A 23,628-nucleotide genomic window follows, 5' to 3' on the forward strand; every position below is an offset into this window, starting at 1 on the left:
CGTTTAGTAAACCGTCTCTTTAAAGAAGAATCCTGTATCTAACGGACGATTCACCGGTTGCATTTCTTCTATCTCTTTATATAAGTCGTCTTTCACGTCATAATACGCATCACGATCTTCTACACATAAATCAATTGCTTTACGGTATTTCTTCGTTACCTCAATAATGTATGCAGAGCTTTTTAGTACACCATCAACTTTTAAGCTATCAATTTCAGCATCAATCAGCTCTTCTAACTCATCGATGAAACAAATATCATTTGGACTCATAATGTGAGTACCATTTTCATCTTCATAAATTGGATATTTATTGTTACGCTCTGGGTCATATAAGAACATATTCTCTTCATATTTTTTCTTTTCGATGTCAAGATGACGTCCTTGATACTCAAAGTAGTTTCCTACTAACGAACGCTTCGATTGGAACATACAAGTCATACCGTGAATTTGCACTTCAAGTTCCACTTCAGCATTTTCTTTTAATTCAACAATTTCATCTAAGCTAAGCTCGCGAGCTAATACAGCACGTTTTGCTCCTCTTTGTCCCCAGTAGTTACAAGTAAACCAGTTTGTTGCTGTTGTTTCTGTATTCCAGTGCAATTGCATATTTGGCGCTACTTCACGAACCGCCATTAATACTGCTGGATCTCCGAAAACAATTGCATCTACATGTACTTCGTTTAAAAATGCAACATAATCTGTTAATTCTTCTACTTTATCGTTGTGGAACATAGCGTTCATTGCTACGTATACTTTTACACCATTTTCATGTGCAATTTTCACAGCTTGTTTCACATCTTCACGTGAAAATTCCCCTGCTAAACGTAAACCAAATTTTTGTTCACCGATCATTACCGCATCTGCTCCTGCTTTCGCAAGAGGTTCGATATCCGCCACCGCTTTTGGCGTTACTAACAATTCTGGTTTCTTCATACCTTGGTCACCCTCTCTTTTTACTAACAGCTACTCCATCACCAATTGGGAAAATCGTTGTATCATATCCTTCATGGTTCATAAGCCATTCATTGTACGTCTTAATACGACGGATTAAACCACGTGTACGTCTGTTTTCAATTTTCTCTTTTGTCGTTACAAGGCCATGGTACATCACATTATCTGAAATAATTACGCCACCAGGATTTAATAACGGTTCATATAAGTCAAAAAAGCGACGATATTGTCCTTTTGCTGCATCAATAAAAATAACGTCAAATGTTCCATGTTCTTCTACTTGCTCGCCTGTTTCTAACGCATCACCGTAAATAACGGAAATACGCTCTTTAACTGGTGAACGTTCTATATATTCAAGTGCTTTTTCATATCGCTCTCGATTGCGCTCAACTGTCACAATGCGAGAATTTGGAATAGCTTGCATCATACGAATACTAGAATAGCCAATTGCTGTACCTAGCTCTAAAATGCTCTTCGGTCCAATTAAACGTAAAAATTGCAACATAAATTCCATTCCAAGTCGATCCATAATTGGCACATGATTTTCTTTCGCATAGTCTTCCATTTCAAGAATTAATTTATCTTTCGGATCAATAAATGATAATAGGTACTCGTTAACTGCATCCTCCATAATGGTCCTCCTTATTTACATGGAGAAGTGCCTCTATGACGTCTTTTCACACATAGAATGCAATAAAAATACAAGCCAGCTTCACCCTTAGCTTGTACGTCCCGTTTTGATATTAAAAACGATTCTTCTGCCAGTTTTTAACCCGATATATTTTACCACAAAAAAGAGGGATGTGCGACCTTTTTCGCTACCCCTCCCCATTTCACTGTTTTTTCGTAATATATTTTTGCTTTAGTGCATTATGCTCTTCCAATGTTTTCGCATAGTACACTTCACCAGTTGGTGCAGCTAAGAAATAATAATAATCTGTTTGCGCAGGCTCTAACGCTGCTTCCACTGAATGTTTACCAGAGTTTGCAATCGGGCCCACCGGCAATCCTTTCACAACATACGTATTGTACGGTGAGTTTATCTTTAAATCTTCGTATAATACACGTTGTTTATGCTTTCCAAGTGCATATAATACCGTTGGATCCGTTTGTAGAGGCATACCTTTTGCTAAACGATTATAAAAGACACTAGAGATCTTTTGACGATCTGTAAAGCCTGTTGCCTCTTCTTCAATAAGTGAAGACAATGTTAAAAGCTGATGAACATCCCAGTTTTTCGCTTTCATTTTTGCCTCATTTTGAACAATGATTGCATTCGTTTTTTCCAGCATTGGAATGACAATTTCTTCTAACGTCGTATCTTTTTTATAGAAAGAGTACGTCGCAGGATATAAATAACCTTCTAATGGATATTTAATATTGCTATCAAAGATTTTATCGGTTAACAACTTTGGATACTTCTGCTGCATTTTTTGAATAAATGCTTTATCGTTTAATTGACGCACAACATCATCTTTATTCCACTTTAACTCTGTCGCAATTGACTCTGCAATTTCGGTTACTTGTGCTCCTTCTTTTATCGTCACTTTATAAAGAGCTGGACGATGTACATTACCAGATGACATTTGCTCAATAACATCTTTTGCACTCATTGAAGGATTTAATAAATATGTACCCGCTTGTAAATTTTTAGATTTAGCCTTTGTATAAAAACTAAAAACTGTACCATTTTTCACAGCACCTTTTTCTTCTAAAATCTCACCAATTTTACTAGTAGATGATCCTTTCGGAATTTCTACTTCAATCTCTTTTTTATTCCCGCTATCAACTGGTCCTAATGCGGATGAAATATACGCATAGACTGAACCACAAACTAAAAGCAGTGCAATTATCGAGAATAAAACAATGCGTCTACGCTTCTTTTTCACTTGATTCTCTACCAAAACTCTTCCTCCTTATTCAATTGTAGGCCATATGTACATCTTTCTATACAACACGATGAAAAATCACAATACATTTACCTATCATTTTTGACAGATACTTTATTTTCTACAATCCGTCTCATTATACTACAAAGGATTGCGCAGTTTCGACAAAAAATCTTTCATTTTACATATAAAAAAGGCGGACGATATACCGTCCACCTTTTCAGTACTTATTATTCAGCTTCTTGCTCATCAGCTAGAGTGTTAAACATTTCTTGTACCATTTCCCACTCTTCTTCAGATTCGATTGGAAGTAAAGTTCCGCCCTCTTCTTCATTTTGCTCATAAGCCATTGCATCATAAATTTGGTCTCCATCTTCGTCTACTTCACCGATTGGAGAGAAGACTACGTATGATTTTTTGCCAAATTTTTCAGCGTCAAAAGTGAAAATAATTTCACATAAATGTTCGTTACCTTTTTCATCTACAATTGTAATTTGATTTTCTTCCATTTTGGTCACCTCTTATTTACTATCTAAAAATCCTTGTAAGATTACGACTGCAGCCATCTTATCAATTACTTGCTTTCGCTTCTTACGGCTTACATCGGCTGAAATGAGTAGACGTTCCGCTGCCATCGTTGACAAACGCTCGTCCCACATTACAACGTCTAATTGTAACAGCTCTCGTAGGTTTTCTGCAAATTGTTGGCATGCTTCACCACGCGGGCCAATTGTACCATTCATATTTTTAGGTAAACCTACTACTATCTTGTCCACATCATACTGTTTTACTAACTCAGAAATGCGGTCAAAACCAAATTGACCTCGTTCTTCATTAATCTTGATGGTTTCAAGCCCTTGTGCTGTCCAGCCCATTTCGTCACTAATTGCAACTCCGACTGTTTTTGTACCTACATCTAAACCTAATATCCGCATAAATTACTCCTCACGATGATGTTTCAAGTAAGACTTCACAAGCTCTTCAATTAATTCATCACGTTCAAGCTTGCGAATGATGCTTCGCGCATCTTTATGGCGAGGTATGTATGCTGGGTCTCCACTTAATAAGTAACCGACGATTTGGTTAATCGGATTATAGCCTTTTTCTTGAAGTGCATCATACACAGTTAAAAGTACATCATTTACATGGACACTCTGTTTTTCATCTTGAATGCTAAACTTCATTGTTTTATCAAAACCGTCCATTTCAAGCACCTCACTTATATAGTAAGTATAGGGAGAAGAACTTCTCCTCTCCCTACCATTGTACACTACTATCTCTTTATTTTGAAACAGATTTAACGTACTCTTGTACAAATGCTAAAGCTTCCTCAACTTGCGCTGGGTTTTTACCGCCCGCTTGTGCCATATCAGGACGGCCACCACCGCCACCGCCACAACGAGAAGCTACTTCTTTCACAAGTTTACCAGCATGGTATCCTTGGCTAATTAAATCTTTCGTTACGCCAGCTAAGATGTTTACTTTATCATCATTTACAGACGCTAATACGACAACTGCAGATTGTAATTTATTTTTTAGGTCATCCATCATCGTACGTAAGTTGTTCATATCTGCAACATTTACTTTTGCCGCTAATACGTTCACGCCATCAACTGTCATTACTGAATCAGTTAAGTTTCCAGCTTCAATATTGCTTAATTTCGCTGCAAGAGATTCATTTTCTTTTTGCAGTTGTTTCACTTCAGCAAATAGACCATCAACTCTTGTTAAAATATCTTTCGGATTTGTTTTCATTTTTCCTGCTGCTTCTTTTAATAAACCTACTTGATCGTTCATTAATTCATAAGCAGACTTACCAGTTACTGCTTCAATACGACGAGTTCCTGCACCGATACCAGACTCAGCAACGATTTTGAAAATACCGATAGAAGCTGTGTTATCAACGTGACAACCACCGCAAAGCTCTAAGCTATAGTCGCCAACTTGTACAACGCGTACAACATCACCGTATTTTTCACCGAATAATGCCATTGCGCCCATTTCTTTCGCTTCTTCGATTGCTTTTTGAGAAATCTCAACATCAATACTTTCCCAAATTTTCTCGTTTACGATACGCTCAATTTTTTCTAATTCGTCAGCTTGTACTTGACCAAAGTGAGAGAAGTCAAAGCGTAAACGTTCAGAAGTTACAAGAGAACCCGCTTGGTTAACGTGCGTTCCAAGTACGTCTTTTAACGCTTGGTGTAGTAAGTGAGTTGCTGTATGGTTCTTCACAACGCTACTACGGTTTTTCGTATCGATAATAGCTTTTACAGCCGCATCTTTCGTTAATGTACCTTCTTCAACTACAACTTTGTGCAAGTTTTGGCCGTTTGGTGCTTTTTGTACGTCTTTTACAAGAACTTTCACGCCGTCAGCAAGAAGGTAACCACGGTCTGCAATTTGTCCGCCGCTCTCAGCATAGAATGGTGTTACATCAAGCATTAATTGTCCTTCTTCACCTGCTTGCAAGCTGTCTGCGTATTCACCGTTTTTCACAAGTGCAACAACGTTACTTTCTGTTGCAACCGTACCGTAACCAACGAACTCGCTCGCTACTTTCACTTCTCCAAGGACACCGCCTTGAACTTGCATAGAATCAACGTCTTGACGAGCAGCACGTGCGCGCTCACGTTGTTTTTCCATTTCATTTTCAAAGCCTTCATGATCAACTGTCATACCAGCTTCTTCTGCATATTCTTCTGTTAATTCAATTGGGAAACCGTATGTGTCATATAGACGGAACGCATCTACTCCAGAAATAACAGTTGTTTTTTCTTCTTTCGCTTTTGCAATAACTTCAGCTAAAATTGCTTCACCATCATGAAGTGTTTCGTGGAAACGCTCTTCTTCATTTTTCACAACTTTTGCGATGAAATCTTTCTTTTCAAGTACTTCTGGATAGAAGTCTTTCATTACTTCTCCAACAACCGGTACTAATTCAAACATGAACGGACGGTTGATGTTTAATTTCTTAGAGTAACGAACAGCACGGCGTAATAAACGACGTAACACATAACCACGGCCTTCATTAGATGGAAGAGCACCGTCACCAACAGCGAATGTTACTGTACGGATATGGTCAGCAATTACTTTAAACGCCATATCTTTTTCTAAGTCACCATTACGATATTTCTCACCAGAGATTGTTTCTGTTGCACCAATCATTGGCATGAATAAGTCTGTGTCAAAGTTTGTAGGCACATCTTGAACGATAGATGTCATACGCTCTAGACCCATCCCTGTATCGATGTTTTTCTTAGGAAGTGGTGTATATGAACCATCTGGATTATGGTTAAATTGAGAGAATACAAGGTTCCATACTTCTAAGTAACGCTCGTTTTCTCCACCTGGATATAATTCCGGGTCACTAAAGTCATTACCGTAAGCTTCTCCGCGGTCATAGAAAATTTCTGTATTCGGTCCACTTGGTCCTTCACCGATATCCCAGAAGTTTTCTTCTAAGCGGATGATGCGCTCTTTTGGAACACCCATTTTCTCATTCCAAATTGTGAATGCTTCTTCATCTTCTGGATGGATTGTAACGGATAGTAATTCTTTATCGAATCCAATCCATTTATCGCTCGTTAAGAATTCCCAAGCCCAAGTAATTGCTTCTTCTTTGAAGTAATCACCGATTGAGAAGTTCCCTAACATTTCAAAGAATGTATGGTGACGAGCTGTTTTCCCTACGTTTTCAATATCGTTTGTACGAATTGATTTTTGAGCATTTGTAATACGTGGATTTTGCGGGATTACACGTCCATCAAAATATTTTTTTAATGTTGCTACACCACTGTTAATCCATAGAAGAGATGGATCTTCATGTGGAACTAGTGATGCACTAGGTTCTACTGCATGTCCTTTTTCTTGGAAAAAGTCTAAAAACATTTGACGAATTTGTGCGCCTGTTAGTTGTTTCATTGTATTTTCCTCCTTAAATATAAAAAACTCCCGCCCCTATAAAAGGGACGAGAGTTAACTCGCGATACCACCCTAATTATGAATTGATTACTATAACAATCAATTCATCACCTCATGGTGCCGTAACGTGGCAAGACGGCAGTGATTAGCTGCTCTCAGGATTAGCTTTCTGTTACCCTTCATTTAAAGCTTCTTTCAGCCATATGGAAGCTTCTCTCTATAAATGGACTGTAACGTACTTGTTCCGTCATTGATTTAATGTATTATATGACTAAATATAATAGAATTCTCTTAAGTTTGTCAATGTAGATAATCATTTATATTATATCAATTACTTATTAATCATAGCTATTCTATTATTCATTCTTAACTGCCTTTTCATATATTATGCATGTATGAATAAATTGTACTACCTCTACATACTTTTCTGAATATTTAATTTTTGTTATAATTAAATTATTAATAATAAAGGAGCGCTTATAATGACAACCTTATTGAACAAAGCTAAAAATATGTTAACGACTGATGAAACAATATTGTTTTACGTAGCCTGTTCACTAGATATATTTATTTATCGTTCCGTCGCAAGGCCAGGCCTGTTAATTTTAACGAACAAACGCCTCTTCTTTTATGGACCAGATGTAAGTAAGAACCCATTATTTGAAGAGTACTCTTTCGCAAAAATTTCTAATCTAAAAGAACAAAAACGCCTTTTCAGCAATCAAATTATATTTATGTACGATAATGAATGGAAAAAAATAAAACATATTCAAACAAATGATGTAAGCCCTCTCGTTCAAAAAATAAACGAGCAGCTCTCTAAATAATGATAGCCCTCTACTTTTATAAGTAGAGGGCCTTCCTATTACACATCTTCTTTTTTCCAAAGAGGCCTTACATGAACGATCACTGTACGAATGACCGCTAAAATAGGAACTGATATTAATAATCCTACAATTCCTGCCACTTCTCCCCCAACTAATAATGCAAGCATAATAATAACAGGATGCATGCGAAGCGACTTACCAACGATATAAGGGGATAAAATGTTACTTTCTACGAATTGCAAAATAGCAATTGTAATCCCCGCTTTAATGAGTAAACTTGTTGATACCGTTGCTGCAATCATCAACGCTGGAATCGCCCCTAAAATAGGGCCAAAGTATGGGATTATATCTGTTATCCCGATGATGATGCCAAGTAATAATGGATATTTCATACCGATAAACCAAAAAGAAAGAACCGATACTCCTCCTAATACTAAACAAACGAATAACTGTCCGCGAATATAACTTCCGAGTGACTTATCAATTTCTTTCGCCAACATTTGCCCCGTACTCCGCCACTTACTCGGGACTAGTTTCCAAAAGATATGATAAAACTCGCCGTAATCTTTTAATATGTAAAATACAATGAACGGAATTAAGAAAATAATGAGTAACGAATCTAGTACACCACGAGCTGTGCTCATCACTTTATTTAAAAGCGCTTGTATCTTCGTCTCTACTCCGACAAAAATTTGTTTCACCTTTTCATGAATAAATGACGGGAAATTCGCTGTTTGTTCTGTAACACCATCCATCCAAGAATCATACATTTTTGTAAACTGCGGGAATTGTTCATTGATTTCTTGTAATTGCTTAATCACAACCGGCGTTCCTTTATAAATTCCATAACCAATCCCGCCAAAGAAAAGGATGTAAATGAGCAAAATAGCGAGTGTGCGCGGCATCCCTTCCTTATGAATTTTTTCGATTAAAGGATGCAATAAATACGCAATAAAACACGCAATAAGAAACGGTGTAATGGCCACTTTACATACAAAAATTATCGGTGCCCATAGCGGCTTAATTTTTAAAAAGACGAGCAGACAAAGAAATACAAGTAACAATAATCCTAAACGATATATCCAAATGATTTTAAGATTCTTCACACGAAAAACCTCCTCCACCTTTATTTTGAAAATAAATAGGGTAGGTTATGTGCAAAAGTTTTAAAATCTTTTCGTGCAGACCATACTGTTTTGTAAAGACGTACATATACATAACATAACAAGGACAACCATCCCTGAGAATGCAGCGTGAAACAATATAATCAGGAGGGCTCATAATGGTTTTATTTATGCTCGTATTATCAGCACTTTTTATGATTCTTGAATGGGTTTGTATCGGATTTGGTATTTGGAAAGGTTTCTTTATTCGTTCCTCACGAAAAGAAAGAGCGAAGCAATTATTTCATTACGGCATGCTTGGCGTTGGATGTTACGGTCTATCTTATCTCTTCTCTGAAATTGGACTTTTATATTTGCATACAAGTGCATAAAAAAACTCCCTTATGATGAAGGGAGTTTTTTACGCTTATAAATAAGATTTAATCATCTTACGTGCTTTTTTCATATTACGTTTTGAAAATACATCTTGTTTGCGAGCATATTGATATGCTGCCGCTCCAACACCTAATGCGATTAATGAATTGCGTAGATTCAAAGTAAATCCCCCTTTTCGTTATCCGATCGTTCTTTCATTCTCATCAAATAAATCATCAAGAGAGCTTAATGAACCATCTTCTTCTACTTGATGCGTATGGATTTTCCCCTTTGAAACCGATAATTCGATATAACAATTCCAGCAATAAAATTGGTTGACACCTATTTTTCCAATGTCTTTCCCTTTGCAATTTGGACAAATGAACATATGGCTTTCATCTCCTTACAGTCTCCCAGATTCTATTCGCCATTATGTCCAAACCGCATTCATTTATACATTACTGGAGCCTTTCAACGTTATACGTTTGAAAGTTTCACTATATAATTTCACCTTGTTACATGAAATCATACGGTGAAATGTTTTCCACGTCCATTTCTTCGCCATTAACTGTTACCATCTGTACTTCTCCTTGTGATTCCTGCAAGCGATTAGCTAAAGTCGTTTGACGCATTGCATCATCAAGGCGATTTACACCAGACTGGAAAGCGGCTTCCTCCCCGCAAATAATAAGGAACTTCTTACTTCTTGTAATACCAGTATAAATTAAATTACGACGTAACATACGATTATAACTTTTTACTATCGGCATAATCACAATCGGAAACTCACTGCCTTGTGATTTATGAATCGAACAGCAATAGGCATGTGTAATTTGATTTAAATCCGGCTTTGTATATGTTACCTCAATTCCATCAAATGAAACGATGATCATATCTTGTTGCTCAACGTTTTCTTTCGCATAAAACACCGAAACAATTTCTCCGATATCACCATTAAACACTTGGCTCTCAGGCTGATTCACGAGTTGCAGTACTTTATCTCCTCTTCGGTATACAACATCACCGTAAGCAATTTCTTTACTCTTTTCCCTTTTCGGGTTAAACACTTCTTGCAACGCTTCGTTTAATACATTAATACCGGCCGGTCCACGATACATCGGGGCCAATACTTGTACATCTCTTGCGCTAAATCCTTTTGTCTTAGCATTTTCACAAACCTTTTTAACAACCTCAACAATTTGAGCTCCTGTACAGCCGATAAATGAACGATCTTTTTGATTTTGCGCTAAATCTGGCGGGAGTGTTCCATTTTTTATCGCATGGGCAAGTTGAATAACTGATGAGCCTTCCGCCTGACGATAAATTTCAGTAAGCTTTACTGTTGGAACTGCACCTGCATTCAATAAATCTTTCAGCACTTGTCCAGGTCCTACAGATGGCAATTGATCTTCATCTCCTACAACGATAACTTGAATGTTCGTGGGCAATGACTTAAATAGCTGATTTGCAAGCCAAATATCAACCATTGAGAATTCATCAATAATGAGCAATTTCCCTTGTACCGGATCCGTTTCATTACGCTGGAAAGACCCTTCTGGCGTCCAGCCAAGTAAACGGTGAATTGTACAAGCTGGAAGACCTGTTGATTCACTCATTCGCTTCGCTGCTCTTCCTGTTGGGGCCGTTAATAATATCGGAAATGGATTATCATCACTGTATTCATTCGGATTTAACGATAACCCGTGAAGTGAAGCATACATCTCAACAATTCCTTTAATAACTGTTGTTTTCCCTGTTCCTGGTCCACCTGTTAATAACATCATCGGTTTATGAAGTGCCGTTTGAATCGCTTCTTGCTGAAACGGTGCATATTGTACGTTCAGTTGTTCTTCAATTTCACCTAATGTTTTTAACACTTCTGCTTCTGGAAATGAAGGTGTTTCTTCTTGATTCATAAGCCTGCGAATAGACTTTACAACACCTTTTTCAGAGTAGAACAGCGTCGCTAAATACACTCGCTCTTCTTCTATGATGACTTTCCCTTCACTTTGCATCATTTCAATACAGCCTACAACGTCTTCCTCAGCCACTTTTCCTTCTTGATTGTTTAAAAGTGACATCGTTTCTCTTACAAGTTGATCTTTCCTCATATAAACGTGACCAAGTTGCAGTGAAACATTCTCTAACGTGTAAAAACATCCTGCGCGTACACGGTCGTCGTGATTACCCGATATCCCTAACGCACGCCCTATATCATCCGCTCTTCCAAAACCAATCCCGTCCACTTCTTCGATAAGTTGGTACGGGTTATTACGAATCACTTCTAATGTCATCTCTTTATATTGCTGGTAAATCTTAATAGAAAGTTTCGTTCCAAAACCGTAGCCATTTAAAAAGCTCATTACTTTCTCTAATCCTTGATGTTCAACAATTGTCTCATATATTTCCTGAGCCTTTTGTTTATTAACAACACCATTTAATGCCTCAGGGTCATCCATAATTTTAGAAATAGCATGTTCTCCGAGATGATCTACAATTTTTTCAGCTGTACGCTTTCCTATTCCTTTAAATAAATCACTCGCTAAATATTGCACCATACCGGCTTTTGTTTGTGGCAATTCTTTCTTAAATGTTTCAACCATATATTGTTTTCCATACTTCGGATGGTCTTTAAAATGACCTGTCAATGTAAACACTTCATCTTCGTGCATGCGGGGAAAATGACCGTTTATCATTACTTTCTTTTCGTCGTACGTTTCATTCGTTTCAATGACTTTCATACTGACAACGGAATAGAGGTTTTCTTCGTTGTGGAAAATGGTATGAAGAACTTGCGCTTTTATAAACTTTTTCTCTTCCTCAAACAAATCCATTGCATGTTGATTTCCCATCTTTCCTCTCCTTTCCGAATTCTTTTCACTTTAATGAGCAGTACATCCCCCACCTCTTTAGATGAGGGATAACTACCCATTAAACTATATTTTCATCTTATTCAGCTTCTTGCTCTAATAAACGAACACCATTACCAGCTAAAAAGTGATCCGGCTGAATGTCAGTTGCTTTCTTAAATAAAGCAAGAGCCTTCTCGTTATTTTCTTCAAATACGTACGCAACACCTAAATTATAATACGCATCCGCATGCTCTTCATCCATTTCTAATACCTTTTCAAAGTAAGGTTTCGCCTCTTGAATATGTTCTAGTCGCGCAAAGCAAAGTCCGCACTGGAACACAGCTTCTACATCGTTTTCATCTAATTCTGTTGCTCTTTGTAAAAACGGCAGTGCAAGACGATCATTTCCAAGTTGCACATGTGTAATACCTAGCATAAATGTTACATCAGCTGATTGTAATCCAGCTTGCATCGCTTGTTCAAATACAGCTTTCGCCTCTGCGAATTGCTCTTGACCGTAATATACATTTCCTAATCCGTAATAAGCAGCCGCAGATTTATCATCTAGCTCTAATGCACGTTTATAAAATAAAACTGCTCTCTCACTGTCACCTAGTACATCTAATAAGTTCGCAAAATTAACGTATCCAAGCGCATCTTTCGGATTTTCTTCGATTGCTTCTGTGAAATTTTTAGCAGCTTCTTCCCAGTTTCCTTCTTGCATATATTGAATACCTGTTTCAAGTTTGTTTGACATGTCCTTCACCTCTACAACAAATTATAACAAAGAATGTATTTTCTAAGCGAACGAAAATTCGCCTTATGTAAAAGAAACCTCTAACCGCGAATCGGTAGAGGCTTCTCGTTTTATCCTAAATAATCCAATTTCTTACCGCTACGGTACACTTCATCAATTGTAGCACCGCCTAAGCACTCATCTCCATCATAGAAAACAACTGCTTGTCCTGGTGTAATTGCACGAATTGGCTCGTCACAAAGAATACGAACTGTATTTTCATCAACGATTTGAACCGTTACTTTATTGTCTTCTTGACGATAACGGAATTTCGCTGTGCACTTAAATTCTTTTTCTTTCGCTTCATTACTTACCCAGCCAACATTCGTAGCAATAACTTCATCACCATATAGAAGTTCGTTATGGAATCCTTGATCAACATATAAAATATTTTCTTTCAAGTTTTTCCCAACAGCAAACCACGGATCACCGTTACCACCAATACCAAGCCCATGACGTTGTCCAATTGTATAGTACATTAAACCGTCATGCTTCCCTTTTACTTCACCAGATAATGTTTGCATCACACCTGGTTGTGCTGGTAAATAGTTACTTAAGAAATCTTTAAAGTTACGCTCACCAATAAAGCAAATACCAGTACTATCTTTCTTCGCCGCTGTCGCTAAACCAGCTTCTTTCGCCATTTCACGAATTTGTGGTTTCTTCAGTTCACCAAGCGGGAACATTGTTTTTGATAATTGCTCTTGGCTTAATTGATTTAAGAAATACGTTTGGTCTTTATTATCATCAACGCCGCGAAGCATTTTATATTCGCTGTCCATATAAGCAACGCGTGCATAATGGCCTGTCGCTACATAATCAGCACCAAGGGCAATTGCATGCTCTAAAAATGCTTTAAATTTAATTTCTTTATTACACATTACATCTGGGTTTGGTGTACGACCAGCTCGGTATTCATCTAAGAAGTACGTAAATACTTTATCCCAGTATTGTTTTTCAAAGTTTACTGCATAATACGGAATACCAATTTGGTTACATACTTCGATTACATCATTGTAATCTTCTGTTGCTGTGCAGACACCATTCTCATCTGTATCATCCCAGTTTTTCATAAAAATTCCGATTACATCATAACCTTGCTCTTTTAATAAAAGAGCCGCTACAGATGAATCGACGCCACCGGACATCCCAATGACAACGCGTGTTTCGTGAGGTAGTTTGTTCATCATGTCACCTCCCATGCTAATTTTGTGTTAATCGCTTCACGATTTTCACTGTTTCGTACGCCGCTTTCTCAACTTGCTCTTTCGTATTTCCAAGTCCGAAACTAAAGCGTACGGATGAACGTATTTGATCGGAGTCTTTTCCGAACATCGCCACTAATACATGTGATGGATCAATCGAACCAGCTGTACAAGCCGAACCACTTGATACTGCAATGCCAGCTAAGTCTAAGTTCACAAGAAACGGTTCAATGTTCATTCCTGTAAAACTAATATTAAGCACATGTGGTAAGCGATATTCTAAGTTTCCGTTTACCTCGAAAATAATTTCTTCATTTTTGAAGACAGATACCATTATATCTTTAAACTCTTCATATTGGGCATTTTTTTGCTCACGAGTTTTTTCAGCTAGCAAAATTGCATGTTGCAAACCAACGATACTCGGCACATTTTCAGTACCAGCACGGCGTTTTCTTTCTTGCTCCCCGCCTATTAATAACGGTTCAAATTTCACATTTGCACCAGCGTATAAGAACCCGACACCTTTTGGTCCGTTAATTTTATGGGCTGAAATTGATAATAAATCAATACCAAACTCTTTCACATTAATTTCTACTAAACCGTAAGCTTGTACCGCATCTGTATGGAAATAAGCTTGATGCTCTTTTAGCAGCTTACCTATGTCCGCAATTGGTTGCATCGTCCCAACTTCATTATTCCCAAACATAACGGATACGAGAATTGTCTCTTCTGTTAATGCCTTTTGTATGTCAGAAACTTGAACGCGTCCTGTTTCATCAACAGGTAAATATGTCACTTCAAATCCTTCACGCTCTAACAATTCACACGTATGCAAAATTGCGTGATGTTCAATTTGTGTCGTTATAATGTGGTTACCTTTATGACGGTTTGCACGCGCTACACCGATAAGCGCTAAATTATCAGCTTCCGTACCACCGCTCGTAAATATAATTTCACTCGGATTCGCATGAATGCTACGTGCACATGCGCGTCTCGCCTCATCTACTGCATGGCGCGTTTGACGTCCATAAAAGTGAATACTAGACGGGTTTCCGAATGTTTCTGTCATATATGGAATCATCTTTTCGACCACTTCTGGGTGAGTCGGAGATGTCGCAGCATGATCTAAGTAAATGCGTTCCATTAAATCTCCTTCTTTCCAAATCGTTTCACAAGGAATTAAATGTAAAACATATAGCCCCCGTGATTTTCTTCCTCATAACGTACTAAATCTTCTAACGTTGTACTATCTAACACTTCTTGCACCGCATCACGAACACGCATCCATAATTGGCGTTGTGCTGGTTCTTCTTCTTCTATCATTTCTACAACGCTAATCGGACCCTCTAATACACGGATTACATCCCCAGCTGTAATGTTAGCTGGTTGATCAGATAATACATATCCGCCATATGCCCCGCGCGTACTCTTTACTAGACGAGCATTACGAAGTGGTGAAATTAACTGCTCTAAGTAATGTTCCGATAAGTCATGTGCCTGCGCAATTGATTTTAATGAAATCGGACCTTCACCAAACTTTTTTGCAAGATCGATCATAATTGTTAAGCCGTAGCGGCCTTTCGTTGAAATCTTCATCTATTTTGCACCTCTTTTCAAATTTTCACTTCTATTGGTTATATCTTATTTATAAAAGAACACAATTTAAAATCCTATGAAATTATAGCATAATATAGTATTATAAGAAATTTCAACTTGTGTATCAAAATGATAACATAAAATCACATTGAAAAACTCGGAAATTATTACAATTGAAAGAAAAATGAAAATATTCATATTCATTTTTCCCACAAAACATCATCCTATTTCAAATTCCACTAAAAAAAATGATACGATAGAAAGAGATTATACATTAAGGGAGACGGTAAAAATGAAACAACCACTCGCACATCGAATGCGCCCTACAAATATTCAAGAAATTATCGGACAACAACATTTAGTTGGTGAAGGAAAAATTTTATGGCGAATGGTCCAAGCAAATCATTTTCAATCTATGATTTTATATGGCCCTCCAGGCACTGGAAAAACATCCATCGCGAGCGCAATTGCAGGAAGTACCGGAACCCCTTTTCGCCTATTAAACGCTGTTACTCACAATAAAAAAGATATGGAAGTTGTCGTACAAGAGGCAAAGATGCATCGACACCTCGTTTTAATTTTAGATGAAGTACATCGTCTAGATAAAGCAAAACAGGATTTTCTATTACCTCATTTAGAAAGCGGGCTTCTTACTTTGATCGGTGCAACGACGAGTAATCCGTTCCATGCTATTAATTCTGCTATTCGAAGTCGTTGTCAAATCTTCGAATTACACGCATTAACAGAAGACGATCTTTTAATTGGCTTAAAACGAGCACTTGAAGATAAAGAAAAAGGTCTTGGAGAATATGATGTAACGGTTACGCCTGAGGCATTACATCACTTCGCAAACGCATCAGGCGGAGATATGCGTTCCGCTTATAATGCGCTTGAACTAGCTGTTTTATCTAGCTTTACAACTGATGACAAAGCTGCGGAAATTACGCTAGAAATCGCTGAAGAATGCTTACAAAAAAAGAGCTTCGTTCATGACAAGGGCGGAGATGCTCATTATGACGTATTATCGGCATTTCAAAAATCGGTGCGCGGAAGCGATGTAAATGCAGCACTTCACTATTTAGCACGCCTTATTGAAGCTGGTGACCTGCAAAGCATCGGTAGACGTCTTCTTATTATGGCATATGAAGATATTGGACTTGCTAGCCCACAAGCTGGACCACGTACGCTAGCAGCTATAGAATCAGCTGAACGCGTTGGATTCCCAGAGGCACGCATACCACTTGCAAATGCCGTTATTGAGCTTTGCCTATCACCAAAATCAAACTCAGCTTATAAAGCACTTGATGCTGCATTACACGATTTACGTAACGGGCAAACAGGCGACATCCCAAGTCATTTAAAAGATAGTCATTACAAAGGTGCCGAATCACTTGGAAGGGGCATTGGATACTTATATCCACACGACCATCCAAATGGCTGGGTACAACAACAATACTTACCTGATAAAATAAAAAACAAACAATATTATAAACCGAAAACGACAGGGAAATTTGAGCAAGCACTTTCTACTGTATATGAAAGATTACAAAGTTCGAATAAAACGAAAAATAAAGGGTAACATAAGCGAAAACGTCACCATTATGGAGGCTTCGCTTATGAAAACACGTCAAGATGCATGGACAAAAGAAGACGATCTCCTTTTAGCCGAAACTGTTTTACGACATATTCGCAGCGGCAGTACACAAATAAAAGCATTCGATGAAGTTGGCGATACATTGAACCGCACTTCAGCAGCTTGCGGATTTAGATGGAATGCTGAAGTAAGGCCGAATTACGAAGATGCGGTGCAACTTGCAAAAAAACAACGGAAAGAATTAAAGCGCTCTGAAGCTAAAATAGAAAAAGATCAGTTCACGAAAACGAAACAACTCGTAATCGACGCTGAGTTTTCAGAAGATATTGTACCAAGTAAACAAGAACTTACAATGCAAAATGTCATCTCGTTTTTGCAAAACTTGGAGCACAATAATCCTTCACTCGCAAAGTTACAAACTGAAAATGAAGTATTACAAACTCAGCTCACTTCCTTGCAAAAAACGAATGATGAGCTCGAAACTAAATTAGCTGTACTCACAAAAAAACAACAAGCAATCGAAGAAGATTATGCAATGCTCGTTAGAATTATGGATCGTGCTCGAAAACTCGTTTCAGTTGAAGAACAAGAAGAGCAGATTGCGCCCATTTTTAAGACAGATCAAAATGGAAATTTAGATATTATTTATTCTGCAGAGAATTAAAAAGGATGTCACCTAGCCTAATTTTCCGGCTAAGTGACATCCTTTTTTTGTTTCTTCGGTGGATAGCATATTGTTAAATGAAATTATATCGACGATTTTTCGAATATATCTATCGTAACTTACAATATATCAACGATTTTTTAATTATATTGACTATTCGACAAGGAATATCGATTTACCGACAAAAATTGACGAAGTATCCCTCCCTTTCATACAAGGAAACCCCTGAAAAAAATTGGATATTTTTTACTTAAATGTTACTATAAACATATATGTTTGAAGGGAGATGGTTACTATTTCATTAATAGTCTTCAAAATAACACTCGGTGTTCTCGTCCTAACTTTAGCTCTTTTCACCATTAACAGTTTAAAAAAGACGTCCGCCTATACATCAGATAAATATGATCATTACTTACTAGCCTTACTTACATTTGAACTAGTAGTAATACAAATATCCCTATTTCTTTAATACTTATAAAAAAAAGCATATATCCGAAATGGATATATGCTTTCACTTTATTCTTGTCCTACACGCTTCACTTCTACGTTTTTAATACGTTCACGTACAACGTGACTTGCCATAATTAAGCCTGCCACAGATGGTACGAATGCATTTGATGAAGGTGGTAATTTCGCTTTACGAATTTTTGCATTTTCGTCTGGTACGATTTCTTTACGTACTTCTTCACGAATTACGATTGGGTTTTCGTCAGAGAAGACAACTTTTACACCTTTTTTAATACCCTCTTTACGAAGCTTCGTACGAATGACTTTCGCAATTGGATCTGTATGTGTTTTAGAGATGTCCGCAATACGGAAACGAGTTGGGTCCATTTTATTTGCTGCACCCATACTTGAGATAATTTTAATTTTACGACGTAAACATTGTTTAATTAAATGAATTTTGAACGTAATTGTATCAGATGCATCCACTACGAAGTCTAAACCGTGCTTAAAGAACTCTTCATATGTTTCATCTGTATAAAACATTTCTAATCCAATTACTTCACACTCTGGGTTAATGTCTGCGATACGCTCTTTCATTAATTCTACTTTTGAACGTCCTACAGTAGATACTAAAGCGTGAATTTGACGGTTTACGTTTGTAATATCTACAACGTCTTTATCAACTAATACGAGACGTCCTACGCCAGAACGTGCTAACGCTTCAGCTGCAAAAGAACCTACGCCGCCAATTCCTAAAATACCGACTGTACTATTTTTTAATATTTCAAGTCCTTCTTTACCGAAGGCTAATTCATTACGTGAAAATTGATGTAACATTCAGCTCTACACTCCTATTACAAAAATGGTCTACCATGTATTCTAGCGTTTTTCCGACTATTTGTATAGAAAAAGTTATAGAATTCCTAAAAATACATATTTCGAAAATGAAAACATAGTGTAAACCGGACTTTTTCAACTTCCTTTCAATACAAGTTTAAAAAGGAGGATTTAGAGAACCGAGCAGATCGAGGCGCTGAAGCCAGGAGGAGCGCAGTGTAGAACTACTACTCGAGCACCGGACTGGCGATGCAACGATGAGATGCGACAGTTATCTAAACCGGACTTTTTCAACTTCCTCTCAAAAAAAGTCTAGATGGTATTAGTATAACCATCTAGACTTTATTCTTACTTCTCTTCTTTCAAGCTTAATTTTAAGTTTAACTCTTCAAGCTGTGCTTCTGCAACTGGGCTTGGAGCTTCTGTTAATAAGCAGCTTGCGCTTGCTGTTTTCGGGAATGCAATTGTATCACGAAGGTTTGTACGACCTGCAAGTAACATAACAAGACGGTCTAAACCTAATGCGATACCACCGTGTGGTGGAGTACCGTATTCGAATGCTTCTAATAAGAATCCGAATTGCTCTTGTGCTTCTTCTTGTGAGAATCCAAGTGCTTTGAACATTTTTTCTTGTACGTCACGCTCGTAAATACGAAGTGATCCACCACCAAGCTCATAACCGTTTAATACAAGGTCATATGCTTGTGCACGTGCTTTTTCTGGTGCTGTTTCTAATAGTTCAACATCTTCACGGAATGGCATTGTGAATGGGTGGTGAGCTGCGAAATAACGATCTGCATCTTCATCGTACTCAAGAAGTGGCCAATCCGTTACCCATAGGAAGTTAAATTTACTTTCGTCAATTAACTCAAGCTCTTTACCTAGACGTAAACGAAGTGCACCTAAGCTATCTGCAACAACGCTCTTCTTATCTGCTACGAATAATAATAAGTCGCCAGCAGTAGCTTCTAATGTAGTCATTAACACGTTTGCATCTTCTTCACCAAAGAATTTCGCGATTGGTCCTTTTAAGCCGTCTTCTTCGACTTTAAGCCAAGCTAAACCTTTTGCACCGTATACTTTTACAAATTCAGTTAATGCATCAATGTCTTTACGAGAGTATTTGCTCGCAGCACCTTTTGCATTAATTGCTTTTACTTGTCCGCCGTTTTCTACAGCACTTGTAAACACTTTAAAGCCACAACCTGCTGCAAACTCAGATAAGTCTGTTAGTTCCATTTCAAAGCGTGTATCTGGCTTATCAGAACCGTAGCGAGCCATTGCATCAGCATATTTCATACGAGGGAATGGTGCACTCACTTCTACACCTTTTGCATCCTTCATAACTTTCGTCATCATGCGCTCCATCATATCTAAAATTTCATCTTGTGTTAAGAATGAAGCTTCGATATCGATTTGCGTGAATTCTGGTTGACGGTCTGCACGTAAATCTTCGTCACGGAAACAACGTGCTACTTGATAGTAACGCTCAAATCCGCCGACCATAAGAAGCTGTTTAAATAACTGTGGAGACTGTGGTAATGCATAGAATTCACCGTCATGTACACGACTTGGTACTAAATAGTCACGAGCTCCTTCTGGTGTGCTCTTCGTTAAAATTGGTGTTTCCACTTCTAAGAACTCTTCTGTGTCTAAGAAGTTACGAATTGTTTTTGTTACGTCATGACGCATTTTGAATGTGTTAAACATTACCGGGCGACGTAAGTCTAAATAACGATATTTTAAACGCACATCTTCTGATGCATCTGTATCATCAGCAATAATAATTGGCGTTGTTTTTGCTGCATTTAATACGTTTACTTTCGTTGCTTGTACTTCAATACGACCAGTTGCCATATTGTCATTAATTGCGCCTTCACCACGCTCAACAACTGTACCTTCCACGTGTAGTACGTATTCGCTACGAATTGTTTCTGCTACTTCTAGCGCTTCTTTTGATGTTTCTGGGTTAAATACAACTTGTACGATACCTGTACGGTCACGTAAGTCGATAAAGATTAATCCACCTAAATCACGGCGTTTTTGTACCCAACCTTTTAATTGAACTGTTTGTCCAACTGCTTCTACTGTTACTTTTCCACATGCATGCGTTCTTTCAGCCACTGTAAGTTCCCCCTATATTAATTTCTCTGCTACGTATGAAGCAAATACATCTAATGCTACTTCTTCTTGTTCGCCTGTTGCCATATCTTTTAAGTTAATGATGCCTTTATCTAGCTCATCTTCCCCTAATACAGCTACAAATTTCGCTTTTAGACGATCTGCTGATTTAAATTGTGCTTTCATTTTGCGGTCTAAATAATCTTTTTCAACTGATAATCCAGCTTTACGAAGATCAAACGCAACTTTTGCAGCATGGTCTTTCGCTTTTTCACCAAGCGCTACAACGTAACAATCAATGCTATGTTCAATTGGTAATTCAATGTTTTCAGCTTTTAGCGCCATAATTAAACGTTCAATACTCATCGCAAAACCGATACCTGGCATTTCTGGTCCACCGATTTCTTGTACAAGTCCGTTGTAACGTCCACCACCGCTTAATGTAGTAATAGCACCGAAACCTTCTGCTTCACTCATAATTTCAAAAACAGTGTGTTGGTAGTAGTCTAAACCACGTACTAAGTTCGGATCTTTTTCAAATGGAACATCCATCATCGTTAATAGCTCTTGAACTTTGTCATAGTATACTGCTGAATCTTCATTTAAGTATTCTGTAATAGATGGTGCCGTTCCCATTAATTCATGGTTACGGTCCTTCTTACAATCTAAAATACGAAGAGGGTTCTTTTCTAAACGAGACTGACAATCAGAACAGAACTCACCGATACGTGGCTCGAAGTGTGCAATTAACGCATCACGGTGCGCTTGACGGCTCGCCGCATCACCTAAGCTGTTTAATACAACTTTAATATTTTTTAAGCCCATGCCGCGGTAAAACTCTACAGCAAGTGCAATTACTTCTGCATCAATTGCAGGATCGTTACTACCGATTGCTTCAATACCAAATTGTACGAATTGACGATAGCGGCCTGCTTGCGGTCTTTCGTAACGGAACATTTGACCGATATAATATAATTTCGTTGGTTGTGTTGCGTCACCGAACATTTTATTTTCAACGTAAGAACGTACAACAGGTGCAGTACCTTCTGGACGTAATGTTAAACTACGCTCTCCACGATCTTGGAATGAGTACATTTCTTTTTGTACGATATCTGTCGTATCACCAACACCACGTAAAAATAGCTCAGTGTGTTCAAAAATTGGTGTACGAATTTCTTTGTAATTGTAACGACGGCAAATTTCGCGTGCTTGCCCTTCTATATACTGCCATAACTCAACAGTGCCTGGAAGAATATCTTGCGTTCCGCGTGGGATTTGAATAGACATATTCAGTTCCTCCTCAAATTGTTTTAATCTTAATAAAAATAAAAAAACTCCCGCCTCTACTGTTTGAACAGTAGGGACGAGAGTATTATACCCGTGGTGCCACCCTAATTGAAGCACGTATGCTTCCACTTTTTTAATAACGCTTAAATGTGCGTTCATCTCTACTAAGCGTATACGCCGTTCAAGTTGAAACCTCTAGAGTGTCATTCAATCAGTCATCATGTAGAAATGTTTTCAGCCTAAGACATTTCTTCTCTTTCCATGTGTGTCTCATTTACTCTTCTCTATCAACGGTTATATTCATATGTAAATATAAAATTACTATACGTTTGTTCAGTAGGATTGTCAAGTGCTCTAAGAGCGTTCAATCTGCTTCTTTAGACGCTTTACATCTTGAAGAGAAATGCCAAACTCAGAAGCAAGCTCCATTGAAGTATTGTTTTGCTCTTTCGAAATAAAATCATGAAAATTTACGTTAAACAGTTGATTTGCACCATTTGTAACAGAATGCCCTTTTTCATTCATACGCATACGTATATCCCTCACATTCAATATGGATGTTTTACTTTTTATTGTTCCATATTGAAGAGAGAGTTATACATAACTGAAGCAGCTATTAATTCAAAAATAAGAATCCAAATAGCGGAATAAATGAACAAAACATACAACAATGTATAAAAAAGAGAGGATGATATCACCCTCTCTTCTTAAACAACACTATTTACTTTCCACAATGAGGGTCACCGGACCATCATTGATTAAAGAAACATCCATCATCGCTCCGAACTTCCCTGTTTCTACATGCAATCCTTGCTTACGAACTTCTTCATTAAAGAAATCATATAAACGCTCTGCATAGTCAGGTTTGGCAGCATCCATAAAGTTTGGACGTCTGCCTTTGCGACAATCTCCATATAATGTGAATTGCGAAATTGATAGAACTTGTCCTTCTACATCGAGTACAGAATGGTTCATCTTTCCGCTCTCATCTTCAAAAATACGTAAGTTCGCAATTTTTTCTGCGATGTAAGTTGCATCTTTTTCTGTATCTTCATGCGTAATGCCAACTAGTAATGTTAAACCGAACGGAATTTGTCCTACGATCTCACCGTCTACTGTGACAGACGCTTCTTTTGATCGTTGTAAAACAACTCTCATCT

The 23,628-nt window shown here is 37.8% G+C and carries 24 protein-coding genes and 2 other annotated features; of the genes, 4 read left to right on the top strand and 20 right to left on the bottom strand.

The features are described 5' to 3' along the window. Positions 1-3: 3 nt before the first annotated feature. From EKQ63_RS23470 to alaS, 7 genes are all read right to left on the bottom strand, one after another. On the bottom strand, positions 4-933 hold the full coding sequence (locus EKQ63_RS23470; protein WP_000742781.1) for a peptidase U32 family protein: 930 nt from the start codon (positions 931-933) through the stop codon (positions 4-6). A 7-nt stretch (positions 934-940) separates the two neighbouring features. After that, entirely contained in the window at positions 941-1,582 is a 642-nt protein-coding gene (locus EKQ63_RS23475; protein ID WP_000389094.1) for an O-methyltransferase, read from the bottom strand. A 202-nt stretch (positions 1,583-1,784) separates the two neighbouring features. Then, on the bottom strand, positions 1,785-2,855 hold the full coding sequence (gene mltG / locus EKQ63_RS23480; protein WP_143881556.1) for an endolytic transglycosylase MltG: 1,071 nt from the start codon (positions 2,853-2,855) through the stop codon (positions 1,785-1,787). A gap of 215 nt (positions 2,856-3,070) precedes the next feature. Continuing rightward, positions 3,071-3,349 (bottom strand): DUF1292 domain-containing protein, encoded by a 279-nt coding sequence (locus EKQ63_RS23485; RefSeq protein WP_000392247.1) that lies wholly within the window; start codon positions 3,347-3,349, stop codon positions 3,071-3,073. A gap of 12 nt (positions 3,350-3,361) precedes the next feature. After that, complete coding sequence (ruvX, locus tag EKQ63_RS23490) at positions 3,362-3,775, bottom strand: Holliday junction resolvase RuvX (protein ID WP_001221197.1); 414 nt, start codon at positions 3,773-3,775, stop codon at positions 3,362-3,364. Between the two features lie 3 nt (positions 3,776-3,778). Further along, entirely contained in the window at positions 3,779-4,045 is a 267-nt protein-coding gene (locus EKQ63_RS23495; protein WP_000348590.1) for an IreB family regulatory phosphoprotein, read from the bottom strand. A 76-nt stretch (positions 4,046-4,121) separates the two neighbouring features. Beyond that, a complete protein-coding gene (gene alaS, locus EKQ63_RS23500) occupies positions 4,122-6,764 on the bottom strand; it encodes an alanine--tRNA ligase (protein ID WP_000811832.1) in 2,643 nt (880 codons plus the stop codon). Positions 6,765-6,804: 40 nt separating this feature from the next. Further along, positions 6,805-7,024, bottom strand: a binding site (T-box leader). A gap of 222 nt (positions 7,025-7,246) precedes the next feature. Between alaS and EKQ63_RS23505 the strand changes: the two genes are divergently transcribed. Then, a complete protein-coding gene (locus EKQ63_RS23505; RefSeq protein WP_143881557.1) occupies positions 7,247-7,591 on the top strand; it encodes a PH domain-containing protein in 345 nt (114 codons plus the stop codon). Between the two features lie 38 nt (positions 7,592-7,629). Here the strand turns inward: EKQ63_RS23505 and EKQ63_RS23510 are convergent, their stop codons facing one another. Beyond that, positions 7,630-8,697: an AI-2E family transporter gene (locus tag EKQ63_RS23510; protein ID WP_000793117.1), complete on the bottom strand. Its 1,068-nt coding sequence runs from the start codon at positions 8,695-8,697 to the stop codon at positions 7,630-7,632. Between the two features lie 176 nt (positions 8,698-8,873). Here EKQ63_RS23510 and EKQ63_RS23515 point away from each other — a divergent pair, with 176 nt between their 5' ends. After that, positions 8,874-9,086, top strand: coding sequence for a hypothetical protein (locus EKQ63_RS23515; RefSeq protein WP_000242555.1), 213 nt, complete (start codon positions 8,874-8,876; stop codon positions 9,084-9,086). Between the two features lie 35 nt (positions 9,087-9,121). Here the strand turns inward: EKQ63_RS23515 and EKQ63_RS23520 are convergent, their stop codons facing one another. The 7 genes from EKQ63_RS23520 to cymR form a co-directional block, all read right to left on the bottom strand. Beyond that, on the bottom strand, positions 9,122-9,250 hold the full coding sequence (locus EKQ63_RS23520; protein WP_001053553.1) for a YrzQ family protein: 129 nt from the start codon (positions 9,248-9,250) through the stop codon (positions 9,122-9,124). Between the two features lie 18 nt (positions 9,251-9,268). After that, on the bottom strand, positions 9,269-9,457 hold the full coding sequence (locus EKQ63_RS23525; protein ID WP_000469281.1) for a hypothetical protein: 189 nt from the start codon (positions 9,455-9,457) through the stop codon (positions 9,269-9,271). A gap of 127 nt (positions 9,458-9,584) precedes the next feature. Further along, positions 9,585-11,921 carry an SF1B family DNA helicase RecD2 gene (locus EKQ63_RS23530; RefSeq protein WP_143881558.1) on the bottom strand — a complete coding sequence of 779 codons (2,337 nt, stop codon included), beginning with the start codon at positions 11,919-11,921 and terminating at the stop codon, positions 9,585-9,587. Positions 11,922-12,018: 97 nt separating this feature from the next. Continuing rightward, positions 12,019-12,678: a tetratricopeptide repeat protein gene (locus tag EKQ63_RS23535; protein ID WP_087954230.1), complete on the bottom strand. Its 660-nt coding sequence runs from the start codon at positions 12,676-12,678 to the stop codon at positions 12,019-12,021. A 110-nt stretch (positions 12,679-12,788) separates the two neighbouring features. Then, positions 12,789-13,904, bottom strand: a complete 1,116-nt coding sequence (mnmA, locus tag EKQ63_RS23540) for a tRNA 2-thiouridine(34) synthase MnmA (protein WP_087954229.1) — start codon at positions 13,902-13,904, stop codon at positions 12,789-12,791. Between the two features lie 16 nt (positions 13,905-13,920). Continuing rightward, positions 13,921-15,066 (bottom strand): cysteine desulfurase family protein, encoded by a 1,146-nt coding sequence (locus EKQ63_RS23545; protein WP_087995434.1) that lies wholly within the window; start codon positions 15,064-15,066, stop codon positions 13,921-13,923. A gap of 35 nt (positions 15,067-15,101) precedes the next feature. After that, the gene (cymR, locus tag EKQ63_RS23550) at positions 15,102-15,518 is read right to left on the bottom strand and encodes a cysteine metabolism transcriptional regulator CymR (RefSeq protein ID WP_000704116.1); all 417 of its coding nucleotides are present in this window, start codon (positions 15,516-15,518) and stop codon (positions 15,102-15,104) included. Between the two features lie 292 nt (positions 15,519-15,810). Here cymR and EKQ63_RS23555 point away from each other — a divergent pair, with 292 nt between their 5' ends. Together EKQ63_RS23555 and EKQ63_RS23560 are read left to right on the top strand one after the other, a co-directional pair. Beyond that, positions 15,811-17,097 carry a replication-associated recombination protein A gene (locus tag EKQ63_RS23555; RefSeq protein ID WP_000812938.1) on the top strand — a complete coding sequence of 429 codons (1,287 nt, stop codon included), beginning with the start codon at positions 15,811-15,813 and terminating at the stop codon, positions 17,095-17,097. 37 nt (positions 17,098-17,134) lie between these two features. Next, positions 17,135-17,776, top strand: a complete 642-nt coding sequence (locus EKQ63_RS23560; RefSeq protein WP_087954227.1) for an RsfA family transcriptional regulator — start codon at positions 17,135-17,137, stop codon at positions 17,774-17,776. Positions 17,777-18,292: 516 nt separating this feature from the next. Here the strand turns inward: EKQ63_RS23560 and EKQ63_RS23570 are convergent. From EKQ63_RS23570 to EKQ63_RS23585, 5 genes are all read right to left on the bottom strand, one after another. After that, the gene (locus EKQ63_RS23570) at positions 18,293-19,060 is read right to left on the bottom strand and encodes a tRNA threonylcarbamoyladenosine dehydratase (protein ID WP_000903177.1); all 768 of its coding nucleotides are present in this window, start codon (positions 19,058-19,060) and stop codon (positions 18,293-18,295) included. A gap of 348 nt (positions 19,061-19,408) precedes the next feature. Beyond that, entirely contained in the window at positions 19,409-21,184 is a 1,776-nt protein-coding gene (gene aspS / locus EKQ63_RS23575; protein WP_087954224.1) for an aspartate--tRNA ligase, read from the bottom strand. A 12-nt stretch (positions 21,185-21,196) separates the two neighbouring features. Next, positions 21,197-22,468: a histidine--tRNA ligase gene (gene hisS, locus EKQ63_RS23580; protein WP_033656406.1), complete on the bottom strand. Its 1,272-nt coding sequence runs from the start codon at positions 22,466-22,468 to the stop codon at positions 21,197-21,199. 69 nt (positions 22,469-22,537) lie between these two features. Further along, positions 22,538-22,768, bottom strand: a binding site (T-box leader). A 54-nt stretch (positions 22,769-22,822) separates the two neighbouring features. Beyond that, positions 22,823-22,999 carry a hypothetical protein gene (locus tag EKQ63_RS30015; RefSeq protein ID WP_001242605.1) on the bottom strand — a complete coding sequence of 59 codons (177 nt, stop codon included), beginning with the start codon at positions 22,997-22,999 and terminating at the stop codon, positions 22,823-22,825. Positions 23,000-23,185: 186 nt separating this feature from the next. Further along, the gene (locus EKQ63_RS23585) at positions 23,186-23,626 is read right to left on the bottom strand and encodes a D-tyrosyl-tRNA(Tyr) deacylase (protein WP_001266956.1); all 441 of its coding nucleotides are present in this window, start codon (positions 23,624-23,626) and stop codon (positions 23,186-23,188) included. Positions 23,627-23,628 lie beyond the last annotated feature (2 nt).

It is taken from the genome of Bacillus sp. BD59S (genome assembly GCF_007363175.1).
Lineage (GTDB): Bacteria > Bacillota > Bacilli > Bacillales > Bacillaceae_G > Bacillus_A > Bacillus_A pacificus.

What these genes read in the sequence shown, in the direction of transcription:
- EKQ63_RS23470 (WP_000742781.1), bottom strand. Translation starts at nt 933, where the DNA reads ATGAAGAAACCAGAATTGTTAGTAACGCCAAAAGCGGTGGCGGATATC.
- EKQ63_RS23475 (WP_000389094.1), bottom strand. Translation starts at nt 1,582, where the DNA reads ATGGAGGATGCAGTTAACGAGTACCTATTATCATTTATTGATCCGAAA.
- EKQ63_RS23485 (WP_000392247.1), bottom strand. Translation starts at nt 3,349, where the DNA reads ATGGAAGAAAATCAAATTACAATTGTAGATGAAAAAGGTAACGAACAT.
- ruvX (WP_001221197.1), bottom strand. Translation starts at nt 3,775, where the DNA reads ATGCGGATATTAGGTTTAGATGTAGGTACAAAAACAGTCGGAGTTGCA.
- EKQ63_RS23495 (WP_000348590.1), bottom strand. Translation starts at nt 4,045, where the DNA reads ATGGACGGTTTTGATAAAACAATGAAGTTTAGCATTCAAGATGAAAAA.
- alaS (WP_000811832.1), bottom strand. Translation starts at nt 6,764, where the DNA reads ATGAAACAACTAACAGGCGCACAAATTCGTCAAATGTTTTTAGACTTT.
- EKQ63_RS23505 (WP_143881557.1), top strand. Translation starts at nt 7,247, where the DNA reads ATGACAACCTTATTGAACAAAGCTAAAAATATGTTAACGACTGATGAA.
- EKQ63_RS23515 (WP_000242555.1), top strand. Translation starts at nt 8,874, where the DNA reads ATGGTTTTATTTATGCTCGTATTATCAGCACTTTTTATGATTCTTGAA.
- EKQ63_RS23525 (WP_000469281.1), bottom strand. Translation starts at nt 9,457, where the DNA reads ATGTTCATTTGTCCAAATTGCAAAGGGAAAGACATTGGAAAAATAGGT.
- EKQ63_RS23530 (WP_143881558.1), bottom strand. Translation starts at nt 11,921, where the DNA reads ATGGGAAATCAACATGCAATGGATTTGTTTGAGGAAGAGAAAAAGTTT.
- EKQ63_RS23535 (WP_087954230.1), bottom strand. Translation starts at nt 12,678, where the DNA reads ATGTCAAACAAACTTGAAACAGGTATTCAATATATGCAAGAAGGAAAC.
- mnmA (WP_087954229.1), bottom strand. Translation starts at nt 13,904, where the DNA reads ATGAACAAACTACCTCACGAAACACGCGTTGTCATTGGGATGTCCGGT.
- EKQ63_RS23545 (WP_087995434.1), bottom strand. Translation starts at nt 15,066, where the DNA reads ATGGAACGCATTTACTTAGATCATGCTGCGACATCTCCGACTCACCCA.
- cymR (WP_000704116.1), bottom strand. Translation starts at nt 15,518, where the DNA reads ATGAAGATTTCAACGAAAGGCCGCTACGGCTTAACAATTATGATCGAT.
- EKQ63_RS23555 (WP_000812938.1), top strand. Translation starts at nt 15,811, where the DNA reads ATGAAACAACCACTCGCACATCGAATGCGCCCTACAAATATTCAAGAA.
- EKQ63_RS23560 (WP_087954227.1), top strand. Translation starts at nt 17,135, where the DNA reads ATGAAAACACGTCAAGATGCATGGACAAAAGAAGACGATCTCCTTTTA.
- EKQ63_RS23570 (WP_000903177.1), bottom strand. Translation starts at nt 19,060, where the DNA reads ATGTTACATCAATTTTCACGTAATGAATTAGCCTTCGGTAAAGAAGGA.
- hisS (WP_033656406.1), bottom strand. Translation starts at nt 22,468, where the DNA reads ATGTCTATTCAAATCCCACGCGGAACGCAAGATATTCTTCCAGGCACT.
- EKQ63_RS30015 (WP_001242605.1), bottom strand. Translation starts at nt 22,999, where the DNA reads ATGCGTATGAATGAAAAAGGGCATTCTGTTACAAATGGTGCAAATCAA.
- EKQ63_RS23585 (WP_001266956.1), bottom strand. Translation starts at nt 23,626, where the DNA reads ATGAGAGTTGTTTTACAACGATCAAAAGAAGCGTCTGTCACAGTAGAC.